10 protein-coding genes are annotated in these 13,365 nt (G+C 43.5%); 5 read left to right on the forward strand and 5 right to left on the reverse strand.

The features are described from left to right. Positions 1–103: 103 nt before the first annotated feature. The 3 genes from mazG to rlmD form a co-directional block, all read right to left on the reverse strand. Positions 104–883 (reverse strand): nucleoside triphosphate pyrophosphohydrolase, encoded by a 780-nt coding sequence (gene mazG, locus LG003_RS04515; RefSeq protein WP_112876853.1) that lies wholly within the window; start codon positions 881–883, stop codon positions 104–106. A 154-nt stretch (positions 884–1,037) separates the two neighbouring features. Continuing rightward, positions 1,038–3,269 (reverse strand): GTP diphosphokinase, encoded by a 2,232-nt coding sequence (relA, locus tag LG003_RS04520; protein ID WP_112876854.1) that lies wholly within the window; start codon positions 3,267–3,269, stop codon positions 1,038–1,040. Positions 3,270–3,310: 41 nt separating this feature from the next. Further along, complete coding sequence (gene rlmD / locus LG003_RS04525) at positions 3,311–4,627, reverse strand: 23S rRNA (uracil(1939)-C(5))-methyltransferase RlmD (RefSeq protein ID WP_262980265.1); 1,317 nt, start codon at positions 4,625–4,627, stop codon at positions 3,311–3,313. Positions 4,628–4,680: 53 nt separating this feature from the next. Between rlmD and LG003_RS04530 the strand changes: the two genes are divergently transcribed. Further along, entirely contained in the window at positions 4,681–7,074 is a 2,394-nt protein-coding gene (locus LG003_RS04530; protein WP_262980266.1) for an ATP-binding protein, read from the forward strand. Between the two features lie 66 nt (positions 7,075–7,140). On the opposite strand, the gene dgt is transcribed toward LG003_RS04530, so the two are convergent. Beyond that, positions 7,141–8,667 (reverse strand): dGTPase, encoded by a 1,527-nt coding sequence (dgt, locus tag LG003_RS04535; protein ID WP_262980267.1) that lies wholly within the window; start codon positions 8,665–8,667, stop codon positions 7,141–7,143. Positions 8,668–8,794: 127 nt separating this feature from the next. Here dgt and mtnN point away from each other — a divergent pair, with 127 nt between their 5' ends. Both mtnN and btuF read left to right on the forward strand, forming a co-directional pair. Beyond that, positions 8,795–9,496, forward strand: coding sequence for a 5'-methylthioadenosine/S-adenosylhomocysteine nucleosidase (mtnN, locus tag LG003_RS04540; protein WP_112876857.1), 702 nt, complete (start codon positions 8,795–8,797; stop codon positions 9,494–9,496). 80 nt (positions 9,497–9,576) lie between these two features. Beyond that, positions 9,577–10,404, forward strand: a complete 828-nt coding sequence (gene btuF, locus LG003_RS04545) for a vitamin B12 ABC transporter substrate-binding protein BtuF (RefSeq protein ID WP_112876858.1) — start codon at positions 9,577–9,579, stop codon at positions 10,402–10,404. 86 nt (positions 10,405–10,490) lie between these two features. Here the strand turns inward: btuF and erpA are convergent, their stop codons facing one another. Next, positions 10,491–10,835: an iron-sulfur cluster insertion protein ErpA gene (gene erpA, locus LG003_RS04550; protein WP_112876871.1), complete on the reverse strand. Its 345-nt coding sequence runs from the start codon at positions 10,833–10,835 to the stop codon at positions 10,491–10,493. Between the two features lie 341 nt (positions 10,836–11,176). On the opposite strand from erpA, the gene LG003_RS04555 reads away from it, so the two are divergent. Both LG003_RS04555 and hemL read left to right on the forward strand, forming a co-directional pair. Beyond that, positions 11,177–11,962: a DUF1460 domain-containing protein gene (locus tag LG003_RS04555; protein ID WP_390894097.1), complete on the forward strand. Its 786-nt coding sequence runs from the start codon at positions 11,177–11,179 to the stop codon at positions 11,960–11,962. A 50-nt stretch (positions 11,963–12,012) separates the two neighbouring features. Continuing rightward, complete coding sequence (gene hemL, locus LG003_RS04560) at positions 12,013–13,296, forward strand: glutamate-1-semialdehyde 2,1-aminomutase (protein WP_262980268.1); 1,284 nt, start codon at positions 12,013–12,015, stop codon at positions 13,294–13,296. Positions 13,297–13,365 lie beyond the last annotated feature (69 nt).

Consider the following 13,365-nt stretch of genomic DNA (forward strand, 5'->3'; position numbering starts at 1 on the left):
TCATCATTCCTTTGATATCTTTTCGTGAATTAGCGCCGCTTTCTGTTTCCGCTTTTCTCGCGTTGATAACAGCCCTCTTGGGCTGTTTGCCATCCCTTTCCGGTTACTGTTTCTTAACCTGTTGCCACATTTGTTCCATTTCTTCCAATGTCGCGGCTTCCAAGGTGTGGCCTTGGTTCAGGATCAGCTTTTCTACTTCTCTAAATCGGTTGTCAAACTTATTGCATGCTTTTTGCAACGCAATTTCCGGTTTGTATCCGAGATGGCGAGATAAGTTCACAACAGCAAACAATAAATCACCAATCTCCTCTTCCAAATGCTGCTGATCAACAACCGCCTGATAAGCTTCATCCATTACTTCGTCGATCTCTTCATAAACTTTGTCCAGCACTGGCCCCAAGGTATCCCAGTCAAAACCAACCGCAGCACAACGTTTCTGTATTTTATACGCTTTCATCAATGCCGGCAGACTTGCCGGAATGTCATCAAGGACCGAATGCAGATCTTTTTGCGCTCTTTCCTGCACCTTACGTTTTTCCCAACCACTGATAGCCACGTCACCGCTGATATCCTGCTGCTGACCGAAAATATGTGGGTGGCGGCGCTCCAGTTTATCGCTAATCGCATGGCAAATATCATCAAAATCAAACAACTGTTGCTCTTTGCCCATTTCAGCATAGAACACCACCTGAAATAACAGATCGCCTAGTTCTTCTTTTAGATCAGAAAAATCACCACGTTCAATGGCATCAATGACTTCATAAGTCTCTTCTAATGTATAAGGTGCGATAGTTTTGAACGTTTGTTGTTTGTCCCAAGGACACCCCTGTTGAGGATGGCGCAATTGCGCCATAATCTCTAATAACCGTTTTATACCCGTCATCTTTCAAGTTGTCTCTTTGTTGGCTGCACTCGCTCACCCCGGTCACATAGTTCGCGATGCTCCCGGGGATTCACTCCCTTGCCGTCGCGATGCATCTTGAAATCCATTGGGTATATAGCAGATGATTTCATTTTTTATCCAAATTTTCCTGCGGTTAGTTGCCATGAAGGCGTTTGGCTTCAATAACATCCGGTAACTGATTGGTTTTCGCCAAGATCCGTCCCAGTACTTGCAGGTTATAAATCTCAATATTCATATCGATGGTAGCAATCTGCTGTTTTACATCACTGCGGCTACTCACCCCAAGCACGTTCACCTTTTCATTCGCCAGGATCGTGGTGATATCACGTAATAATCCACTGCGATCATTCGCAACCACACGCACAATCAGTGAGTAACCGCTGGAGTAACTCTCTCCCCAAACCGCATCTACGACCCTTTCCGGCGCATTTTCCTGCAATTCAGCCAGTTGTTCACAATCAACCCAGTGGATGGAGATACCCCGACCACGAGTGATAAAGCCGACAATCTCATCTCCAGGAATTGGCTGGCAGCAACGGGCAATGTGATGCATCAAGTTACCCACACCTTCTACCACAATCCGCCCATCGTCTTTAGTAGAACTACGCTGTGGATGTGATTTATTTTCTAAATTGCGAAGCGCTTCCCGATCTGCATCCTCTGCGGTGGTTTTCTTGAGTTTGCTTTGTAAGAAATTGACCAACTGGTTAATACGGATATCACCCACCCCAATTCCCGCCAGTACTTCATCAAGTGTATGGACGTTATAACGAGCAATGAGCAACTTTTCCGCCTCTTTTAGGCTGATATCCAAGTGTTCCAGTTCGTTATCCAGCATCTGACGACCTGCGATAATGTTTTTATCCCGATCCTGTTTGCGGAACCAGTTATGGATTTTCGCCCGACCACGGCTTGTGGTGACATAGCCCAAGTTTGGATTTAACCAATCACGACTTGGGTTCGGATGTTTCTGGGTGATGATTTCAATCTGATCGCCCATTTGCAATTGATAGCTGAATGGCACAATGCGACCACTGATTTTCGCCCCAATACAACGATGCCCCACATCGCTGTGAATATGGTAAGCAAAATCCAGCGGCGTAGAACCGGTAGGTAGATCAATAACATCGCCTTTCGGTGTAAATACATATACCCGATCATCAAACACCTGACTGCGGACTTCATCCAGCATCTCACCAGAATCAGCCATCTCTTCTTGCCATGTGATAAGTTTACGCAGCCATGCAATACGCCCCTCATATCCGGCACGACTACCCGCCACTGCCCCCTCTTTATATTTCCAGTGGGCGGCGATTCCCAATTCTGCATCTTCATGCATCTGACGGGTACGGATCTGGATTTCCAATGTCTTACCACCCGGCCCAAGCACTACGGTATGAATAGATTGGTAGCCATTAGGCTTCGGGTTAGCCACATAATCATCGAATTCATCCGGCAAATGACGGTAGTGAGTATGTACTATCCCCAGTGCCGCGTAACAATCCTGCAAACGTTCAACCACAATCCGCACAGCCCGAACATCAAACAGCTCATCAAATGTCAGTGATTTTTTCTGCATTTTGCGCCAGATGCTGTAGATATGTTTAGGACGCCCATATATCTCAGTAGTGACGCCCTCCTTGAGCATATGCTTACGTAATGTATTAACAAAGTGGTCAATATACTGCTCACGATCAATGCGACGCTCATGCAGCAATTTCGCAATTTTTTTATATTCATCAGGATGGAGATAACGGAAGCAGTAATCCTCAAGTTCCCATTTAAGTTGACCAATGCCTAATCGGTTAGCGAGCGGCGCATAAATGTTGGAACACTCTTTCGCAGCCAATACACGCTCATCTTCAGTCGCCTCTTTAACTTCCCGCAAATGGGCAATCCGCTCTGCCAATTTGATAATGACACAGCGAAAATCTTCCACCATTGCCAATAGCATCCGGCGAACATTATCAACCTGTACGGAACAAATTGAATCGTTATGAGTGGCTTTCAACTGACGAATAGCATCCATTTCCATAACGCCTTTCACCAGATTGGTAATTCCACTACCAAACGCCTCAGTGACCGTTTGATCGTCAAGTAATTTGGCATCCATCAATGGGAACAGCAACGCCGCACGCATACTGTCATTATCCATACTCAGCGTGGAGAGGATCTCAACCATCTCTACACCACGCCATAACAGAAGTTCTGAATCAGGATGATTTTGCGCTTTTTCGTGACAATAACGCCAGGTTTTGGCTAATTTCTCACCCAATTGAAGATTCGCTATATTTAAACTCGCGATCCACCTGTTTACTGCAAACTCTCCCGCAGGGGTTAAATGAGCACTTCTTACCGCAACCATAATCTCTCCCGACGACTTCATAGCTTTCATCTAGCCATGACCTAACGGCTAAATAGCACCATTGACTCCAAATGGCTTGTATGTGGAAACATGTCCAGCATCCGCACACTGATAATATGATAGCCAGCCTCAAGCAGAATCTTACTGTCCCGTGCCAATGTTGTTGGATTACAAGAGACGTAGACCACTTTTTCAGGGGCCAGCTTGACAATGTGTGACATGACTATTGTCGCACCAGCACGCGCCGGATCTAATAAGACTTTATTAAACCCCAACTTTGCCCAAGGTTGATGACGTATGTCAGCTTCCAAATTTTCATGGCAGAAGGATATGTTATCCAAATTATTTAATCTGGCATTATATTGCCCATTAGCTACCAGTGTGGCAACCCCTTCGACGCCAACCACCGACTGCACTATTTGACCAATAGGTAAAGTGAAATTCCCCATTCCACAGAACAGATCAAGCACGTTGTCATTCGGTTGTAAATCGAGCCACTCTATCGCCTGAGCAACCATTTGTTGATTCACCTGATCGTTAACCTGAATAAAATCTCTTGGACTGAAAACCAGTTTCAGTCCACCTACCTGATACCAGGGTTCCGGCGGTTCATTCAGCGACTCAAGTGAAGTTTCATCCGCCGCCAGATAGACCGCGACATTATGTTGCACGGAAAATGTGCATAGTTTCTCTTTATCTTCCCATTTCAAGGGATCAAGATGGCGCAATATCATCAATGGCCCATTATCTGCCAGCACCAATTCCACATGACCTAATCGCTTGACCGCTTTCAAATTACTCAGACACTGAGCCAATGGTTGCAATAACTGTTCCAATTCAGGTCGCAAAACAGGGCATTCTTTTATAGCAATTAACTCATTGGATTGATTTTGACGAAATCCCATCACCAGGCGGCGCTGTTTTACTTGATAGTGTAAACCAAGCCTTGCCCGGCGCCGATAACCATATTCAGGACCCAGAATCACCGGCTTAGCAGAAACCGTTACACCAGTTTCCCGTCTAATCAGATGTTCCAGAACGCTGGCTTTACTCTCACGTTGTAAATCCGATGCAACATGTTGTTGCTGACAACCGCCACATACTCCAAAATGCGGACAACGGGGATTCACACGATATGGACTGTCAGATAGACGCTTAACCAACTTTGCTTTGGCAAATTGGCGTTTCTCTTCCGTTAGTTGTACCTGTGCCTGTTCACCGGGCAATAATCCGGTGACAAAAATAGTTTTACCCTGATGGCGAGCTACGCCCTGCCCCTGAGCATCCAGATTATCAGCAGTGACTGTAATGATATGCCGATTTACTGTTCGGCGATTGGGGGAATAAAATTGCACCATGATTCTTACGGACTATGAATTATTAAGTTCTTATTTTCCCATAATGGACGATTATGACCAAATATAGCTTACGCATCCGCATGATGAGCCTGATCCTAGTTCCAATTTTACTGGTTGGCATGTTTTTCAGTATCTCATTCCTCTGTTATCACTATCGTGAACTGAAAAACCAAATTGTTCGATCCGGGATCAGTATTATTGAACCCCTTTCTATCGCCAGTGAAATCGGCATCAATCTGCATAACCGTGAACGTGTCAATTCACTGATAACCCGGCTTCACCGCAGAAATTCTGAGATAGTTCGGGCGATTGCCATTTTTAACGATGATAATCAGCTATTTGATATCTCAAACTATAAATACAATTCAGCTCAACTACAGATCTCGCCAGATATGCCTCTGCCAACCACCTTGACAAAAATGGAGGTTAAAAACAGTATTATTCTACGTATGCCCATTATTTCAGAACACCATCTGTCTCAGAATCATCAGAATTCTGATGTCCCATCTTTACATCCGATTGGTTATATCGCTATTGATCTTGATTTACGATCAGCTCACTTACAGCAATATAAAGAAATCGTTATTTTTATATTACTATTACTGATTTGCCTTGGTTGGGCATCACTGTTTGCCTACCATTTGGTTCGTAAGATCACAAAGCCTATCAGCGATATGGTCAGTACTGTCGATAGAATTCGCCAAGGACAATTAAACAGCCGTGTCAGTGGGAAATATTTTGGTGAATTAGATACGCTGAAAAATGGCATCAATGCAATGGCCAAATCGCTCTCCAGCTATAAAGAAGAGATGCAAAACGATATCGATCAAGCAACATCGGATCTACGGGAAACAATGGAGCAATTCGAAATTCAGAACGTTGAGCTGGCAATAGCGAAAAAACGCGCGCAGGAAGCGGCCAGAATAAAAACGGAATTTCTGGCAAATATGTCTCATGAATTACGTACTCCACTCAATGGCGTAATTGGCTTTACCCGCCAAACACTGAAAACACCTTTAACAATACAGCAAACTGAATATCTGTATATTATCGAGCGCTCCGCTAATCATCTACTGAATATTATCAATGATATATTGGATTTTTCGCGGCTTGAAGCGGATAAATTGGTATTGGAAAACGTTCCATTCCTTTTACAGGATATGATTGATGAGATCATGGTGTTACTGACACTCAGCGCCAAAAGTAAGAATATTCAGCTAACTCACCATATTGATCCCCAAATACCGAATCTGGTTGTAGGTGACCCTATGCGCCTCCAGCAAATACTCACCAATATCATCGGTAATGCAATTAAATTCACGGACCAAGGTTCTGTGGAGATAAAGATCAATCTGCTACAACAGCAACACCATAAAATCAATTTAGAGATTATTGTCAGCGATACAGGCATCGGTATCAGCCCTGAGCAGCAACCTCATCTATTTCAGGCTTTTCACCAAGCAGATGCCAGTATTTCTCGCCGTTACGGCGGTACCGGCCTCGGTCTGGTCATTACAAGGAAACTGATCCAAGAAATGGGCGGAAATATCAGCTTTACCAGCGAGCCAGAAAAAGGTTCTGTTTTCCGTTTTGATTTATGGCTAGGAAAAGACGATTTCATTCTAACCGGCTCAGTTGCACCACAAAAGACGCTTGTCCATCCCCCACGTTTACCGATGACCGTCATGGCCGTCGACGATAATCCAGCCAACCTCAAACTAATAGGTTCATTACTGGAAGAAACCGTAGAAAAAACAGTGCTATGTAACAATGGAGAAGAAGCTTTGCAGTCAGCAACTTCTCACCATTTTGATGTCATTCTGATGGATATTCATATGCCAGGTATGGATGGCATCTGTACTTCTGACCGCATCCACCAGCTACCGCAACACCGCAGTACACCGATCATTGCGGTTACAGCCTATACTTGCCGACCAAAGAGCGATACAGACCAATCTCCATTTGAGGATTTCCTGACCAAACCTCTCGATGAAGATCGTCTGAGAGCAGTGTTAAGTCGCTATGTCAAAACGCCAAAATCACAACATATTAACTGGCCATTAGCATTACAACAGGCAATAGGAAAAGAACAGTTGGCTATAGATATGTTGCAAATGTTGGCAGATTTACTGCCAACGATTAAAACAATCACAGAAAAAGTTTTGTCAGGGGAAACAGCGGAAGATTATCAGCAACAGATCCATAAACTACACGGTAGCTGCTGTTATAGCGGCGTGCCACAACTTAAAGCTCTCTGCCAATTAATTGAACAACAATTACAACAAGGCGTTCAATTAACCGATATAGAACCTGAATTGTTGGAACTGACAGATGAAATTGATCATGTCCTTACCGCCGCAAAAAAAATATTGAGTCGCGGCGAGAATATACCCTATGGATTTCAAGATGCATCGCGACGGCAAAGGAGCGAATCCCCGGGAGCATAGATAACTATGTGACCGGGGTGAGCGAGGGCAGCCAACAAAGAGGCAACTTGAAAGATAACGGGTATATCAATTGCACACAATAAACTTACGATACTCTTCATAAGCATAATTATCTGTCATGCCACTGATGTAATCCTGAATAAGACGGGCACGATAATAGAATTCCATCAGGTCTTTTTCAGATTCATCAGTGGCAACAATTTTCTCCACGGCTTCACCATAAGCCAGACGATGTTTGGTAGAAAGTTTGTGTAGCAATCGAGTTTCCATAAAATAATCCTTGTGGAAATTGTTCTGGTTCAGTTCCACAAAATCCTGACGGGATATCTTTAATAACGGATAATAAAAATCCAATAACCCATTAATAACTCGGTATCCCTGTAACTCCAATTCTTCAATTTCTGGATGATTAAACACTCTCTTACAAGCAATACTCTTCAACGTCTTAAGTAATCGATGCTCTTCACTGCTATCTTCAAGTAGAGCTTGATTAAACGAGCCCTCAAAAATAGCCGGCAGATGATCAATAAAACGACGAGCCGTGTAAGGCACAAGTTTACCGGTAATATAAACCCGCAAATACATAAAAAATTGATCCTGCTGGCTTCGACGTAATTCGTTACCGTGAGTTCCCTTGTACGCCTTTCTGACCGTTAAGTCGAATAGATCCCCGGCCCGATGACCGCCATTTTCTTGCCACTCCTCTTCCAAATATCCCATCAGTGTATCGACGCTGAAAATCGTTTTTTCAACAGCATCATCCAAATCAGCAATGCAATAAGAGATATCATCTGCTGCTTCCATAATATAAGTCAGTGGGAAGCGACAGAACTCACCCATTTTAAGCTCACGACGTAATTCGCGAACAAAATGCTCCTCCGACCAATAAAAACCTGGCTTTTTCATCAAATAATTAAATTGATTTGGTGTTTCTTCAAGACGAAAAGCAGGGCAAGTATATTTTAGAATACAACCAACCTGGGCATAAGTCAGATTGAGTTTTAATAAGCTATGCACCATACGGATAGCCTGAGCATTCCCTTCAAACTGACATAAATCTTTACGCAACTGGCGACGAAAGAGATCTTTTTTCACATCACCACATAAACGCAATTCGAAGATTTCGCATCGATCTTCTCGCTTAATATTTTCCAAGGAAAAATTAAGATCGAGCTTTTTGGCAAACCAATCTTTAATTGCCGCTTCACCAAAATGACCAAATGGTGGATTACCAATATCATGCATTAAACAAGCCATTTCAATCAAACTTTCAAATGATAATAGCCGTTTATCCAACCCGTAATCAGCCAGCAAATTACGCGTTTTCAATTCATTAATAATCGTTTTCGAAATATAGCGCCCAACCTGTTGCACTTCCAATGAATGCGTTAAGCGACTGCGGACAGCGGCATTATTTTCCAGCGGAAAAACCTGTGTTTTTTGCTGTAAACGACGAATAGCCGCTGAATTCATAATCCGCCCACGATCGCTTTCAAACTGGCGAATAACCTGCTCTTCATCATTAGGATCAATATGATACTGACGGTATTTACGCTGATAGTTAAGCTTCTGACTAAAGTCTATCCCGGACATTTATCCCCCCGACTTGTGAGATAGCACAGTTTTACACTACAGATTATCTGATTGTTCCGTATTAGATGTTAAACTCAAACACGGAATGATTTTATATGATTAATTAATCAACAGCGAGTATGACATCATGAAAGTAGGCGTGATAGGTGCTATGGAGCAAGAAGTGACGTTACTGCGTGATCAAATTGAAGATCGCCAAACATTGTCACGAGGTGGCTGCGAAATCTATACCGGTAAGCTCAACGGCGTGGAGATCGCACTGTTAAAATCCGGTATTGGTAAAGTTTCTGCTGCAATTGGTACAACTTTACTGCTTGAACATTGTCAGCCTGATGTAATTATTAACACCGGATCAGCGGGTGGCCTTGATCCAAAACTGCAAATCGGTGATATCGTGATATCCCGCGAAGTTCGCTATCATGATGCTGATGTTACCGCTTTTGGTTATGAGCCCGGCCAGATGGCGCAATGCCCCCCAGCTTTCGTGGCGGATGACCAGCTAATTGATCTGGCAGAAAAATGTATTCATTCACTAAATCTGAACGCAGTACGTGGGCTGATTTGCAGTGGTGATGCATTTATTAATGGTGCGGAACCACTAGCGCGTATCCGGGAAACTTTCCCACAAGTGACGGCGGTAGAAATGGAAGCCGCAGCAATAGGGCATGTCTGCCATCAATACAACACCCCATTTGTAGTGGTACGTGCTATCTCTGATGTGGCGGATAAAGAATCTCATATCAGCTTTGATGAATTTCTTGCCGTGGCAGCTCGCCAATCTACATTAATGGTCAACGCAATGCTGACAACTCTGAATAAAGACAAATAATATATTACTGACACGCCCTGATGAATATTTTCGGGCGTGTTTGCGGGCGACATATTTAATGTTTTAAAGAGCACCCTTCAATGAAATGGATAAAAAGCACGGGTTCAATTGGATTATCGCTTTTACTGTTTCTCAGTAGTTTCAGCCATTCTCTGTATGCAGCTCCCTTACGGGTAATCAGTTTATCTCCGTCAACCACAGAATTAGCCTATGCCGCCGGGCTAGGTGACAATCTGATCGCAGCCAGCGCGTATTCTGATTATCCCCCTCAGGCCCGTAAACTTGAGCAAGTAGCTAACTGGCAAGGCATCAATCTGGAACGCATTATTACCCTTAAACCTGAGCTGATTCTGGCATGGCGTGGCGGTAATCCCCAACGTCCACTGGAACAACTTGCTGCTTTTGGCATTAAAATCTTTTATTCCGATCCCATAACCACCGAACAGATAGCGCAGGATTTAGAACGACTCGCTGAATATAGTCCTCACCCAGAACAAGCAAAAAAATCCGCGACTGAACTTCGTCAACGATTTGCCAATTTGCAACAAAAATATGCCACTACAACTCCCAAACCGGCCTTTTTACAATTCGGCACTTATCCTCTGTTTACCGCTTCCGGCCATACATTGCAAAGTGAAGTGCTTTCAATCTGTGGCGGCAAAAATATTTTTGCCAACAGCCCCGTCCCCTGGCCCCAAGTCAGTCGTGAACAAATACTCACGAGGAAACCTGAGATAATTGTTATCAGTGGTGGACAGGAACAAGTCAAACTAATTGAAAATTTCTGGCATCCACAATTGCATGCCAAAGTGATTACATTACATGAAGATTGGTTCCATCGCGCAGGGCCACGCATCATTCTGGCAGCCGAACAGCTATGCCAGCAATTGAATGACAAAGATTATTGATAAAGCAAAATCGTTTAATAGGATTGCAAGAGGACTCCCGAAAATGGGTCATAATATTCAGACCCATTACGGGAAATCGCCTGGAATCAGATACTGAAAGAAGAACCACAACCACAAGTTGTCTTAGCATTAGGGTTCGTGACGATAAAACGTGAACCTTCCAGACCTTCGGTATAATCAACACAACCGCCAACCAAATACTGTAGGCTCATCGGATCAACAACCAACTCCACACCTTGTTTCTCAATGGTCATATCACCTTCATTCATTTGATCATCAAAGGTAAAACCATACTGAAAGCCACTGCATCCACCACCGGTGATATAAACCCGTAAACGCAAGTTTGGGTTTTCTTCATCCGAAACCAAAATTTTCACTTTGTTAGCTGCGGCATCCGTAAACTGCAAAGGTAATACGATATCATCGCTCATCATTTTTACTCCAGACTGGAACTCGGCAAAAATATTCAGAAGACAACAAAAATTTGCCGATCATTAATAACTCGAATTATCCAATACCTGATTAGTTCGTTCAAGTATTGTCATTTTGACAACACACTAACCGCTAAAAAATTATCACACATTTGTTTACCATCGCGGCTACCTTAGCGACAAACGCTGGCTTTTTACGATAGCTTCAAAGAGCAGTAAACCGTCACGTGTAGTTAAACCCTCCGTCAATCAATTAACAATTAAGAAAGAAAAAATATTGATTTATCATCATGATTAGTTACTTTATTGAATATTTTTCAAAGTAACCATATGGAGTTCCTATGCGAAAAATGTTGCCACTGATGCTTGCTGTCACCTTGACAGGTTGTGCCGCTCATAGCAAACAAGCCGATATTGACAGCTATACCTCGAAAAAAATTAATGAAATTATAGAAAACCAAGTAAAACCGGGAAACAAAGATAATCCCGGAGAAATAATAAAAAACGTCTCTTATCAATTACTGGGCACACCTTATGCCGCCAACAAACTTATTGGCTCCCCTACTGAACCTGAAAAATTAGTTATAGACTTCAACGGACTAGACTGTTTTACTTTCCTTGATTATGTAGAATCGCTAAGAAAATCCAACGACCAAAGTGATTTTGTAAAAAATCTCATCCAGACAAGATATATCGACGGAAAGATTAGCTTTTTACAAAGAAAACACTTCTTTACAGATTGGTCAATCAGAGAAAAATTAAATGCCAAAGATGTAACGGATGAAATAAGTTCTTCTTACATAAAAATCACAAAAAGCCTGAATAAAAAGGCTGATGGTAGCGAATATATCTCCGGACTGGGTGTTACCAAAAGAGATATCAAATATATTCCAGGCGATAAAGTCAACGATGCCGTTATTAAGAATTTAAAAACGGGCGATTATATAGGAATATATACCCATCTTGCCGGATTGGATGTCACACATACAGGGATTTTTATTATGACAGATCATGGCCCAATGCTGAGGAATGCATCCTCACTTGCTGCGAATAAAAAAGTTGTCGACTCACCATTTCTTGATTACGTAAAGAATAAACCCGGAATTATCGTTCTAAGAGCATTATAATCCGAGGGGCAAACGACAACCCCACTTAAAAATAGATTCAGGAGCCTTTCATGAGCCAGTCCGATATTCTTTATTCTCAGGCAAAGCAAATTATTCCCGGCGGTGTCAATTCTCCGGTACGTGCATTTAATGGTGTTGGCGGCACGCCGCTGTTTATCAAACACGCTGATGGCGCTTATCTCTATGATGTTGATGGCAAAGCCTATATCGATTATGTCGGTTCTTGGGGGCCAATGGTACTGGGGCATAACCACAGCGCTATCCGTAATGCCGTTATCAAAGCCGCAGAGCAAGGATTAAGTTTTGGCGCCCCCACCGCCACGGAAGTGGAAATGGCACAGTTGGTGACTGAACTGGTGCCATCAATGGATATGGTGCGCATGGTTAACTCAGGCACAGAGGCGACCATGAGTGCTATCCGTCTGGCCCGTGGCTATACCCATCGCGATAAGATCATCAAATTCGAAGGTTGCTATCACGGCCATGCTGATTGCTTGCTGGTGAAAGCCGGTTCTGGCGCATTGACCATCGGCCAACCAAATTCACCGGGGGTTCCGGTTGATTTCGTCAAACATACGCTGACCTGTATTTACAACGACCTAAGTTCAGTTAGGGAAGCGTTTGAACAATATCCGCAAGAGGTCGCCTGTATTATTGTTGAACCGGTTGCCGGTAATATGAACTGCGTACCGCCACTACCTGAATTCCTACCCGGTCTGCGCGCACTGTGTGATGAATTCGGTGCTCTGTTGATCATCGATGAAGTGATGACCGGTTTCCGCGTCGCTCTATCCGGCGCACAATCTTATTACGATGTCGAACCCGATATAACTTGCCTTGGCAAAATCATTGGTGGCGGTATGCCCGTTGGCGCTTTCGGCGGGCGTTATGAAGTGATGGAGAAATTAGCTCCCATTGGCCCTGTTTATCAGGCAGGAACCTTATCCGGCAATCCGATTGCAATGGCCGCCGGCCTTGCTTGCCTGAAAGAAGTTTCTCAACCCGGTGTACATCAACGCCTGACTGAGCTAACAGATAATCTGGCTGCTGGCCTGATGAAAGCAGCAAAAGCTGCCGGTATTCCTCTGGTGGTTAATCATGTCGGCGGGATGTTTGGTATTTTCTTCACCGATGCAGAAAGAGTATCCAGTTATCAGGATGTGATGAATTGCGATATTGAACGTTTTAAACATTTCTTCCACCTGATGCTTGATGAAGGGGTTTATTTAGCGCCTTCTGCATTTGAAGCGGGTTTTATGTCTATTGCTCACACTGATGAAGATATTCAGCGTACTGTTGATGCTGCCGCTCGTTGCTTTGCCAAGCTGAAATAATTTCTTTTTTTTCAAATAATAGCGCCGTATTCTTACGGCGCTCATTCTTTCCATCCTTCCCATCATATA

Source organism: Photorhabdus kleinii, from assembly GCF_025384885.1.
GTDB classification, from domain to species: domain Bacteria; phylum Pseudomonadota; class Gammaproteobacteria; order Enterobacterales; family Enterobacteriaceae; genus Photorhabdus; species Photorhabdus kayaii.

Excerpts from the sequence above, each read along its gene's own strand:
- mazG (WP_112876853.1), bottom strand. The coding sequence starts at position 883 with ATGACGGGTATAAAACGGTTATTAGAGATTATGGCGCAATTGCGCCAT.
- relA (WP_112876854.1), bottom strand. The coding sequence starts at position 3,269 with ATGGTTGCGGTAAGAAGTGCTCATTTAACCCCTGCGGGAGAGTTTGCA.
- rlmD (WP_262980265.1), bottom strand. The coding sequence starts at position 4,627 with ATGGTGCAATTTTATTCCCCCAATCGCCGAACAGTAAATCGGCATATC.
- LG003_RS04530 (WP_262980266.1), top strand. The coding sequence starts at position 4,681 with ATGACCAAATATAGCTTACGCATCCGCATGATGAGCCTGATCCTAGTT.
- dgt (WP_262980267.1), bottom strand. The coding sequence starts at position 8,667 with ATGTCCGGGATAGACTTTAGTCAGAAGCTTAACTATCAGCGTAAATAC.
- mtnN (WP_112876857.1), top strand. The coding sequence starts at position 8,795 with ATGAAAGTAGGCGTGATAGGTGCTATGGAGCAAGAAGTGACGTTACTG.
- btuF (WP_112876858.1), top strand. The coding sequence starts at position 9,577 with ATGAAATGGATAAAAAGCACGGGTTCAATTGGATTATCGCTTTTACTG.
- erpA (WP_112876871.1), bottom strand. The coding sequence starts at position 10,835 with ATGAGCGATGATATCGTATTACCTTTGCAGTTTACGGATGCCGCAGCT.
- LG003_RS04555 (WP_390894097.1), top strand. The coding sequence starts at position 11,177 with ATGCGAAAAATGTTGCCACTGATGCTTGCTGTCACCTTGACAGGTTGT.
- hemL (WP_262980268.1), top strand. The coding sequence starts at position 12,013 with ATGAGCCAGTCCGATATTCTTTATTCTCAGGCAAAGCAAATTATTCCC.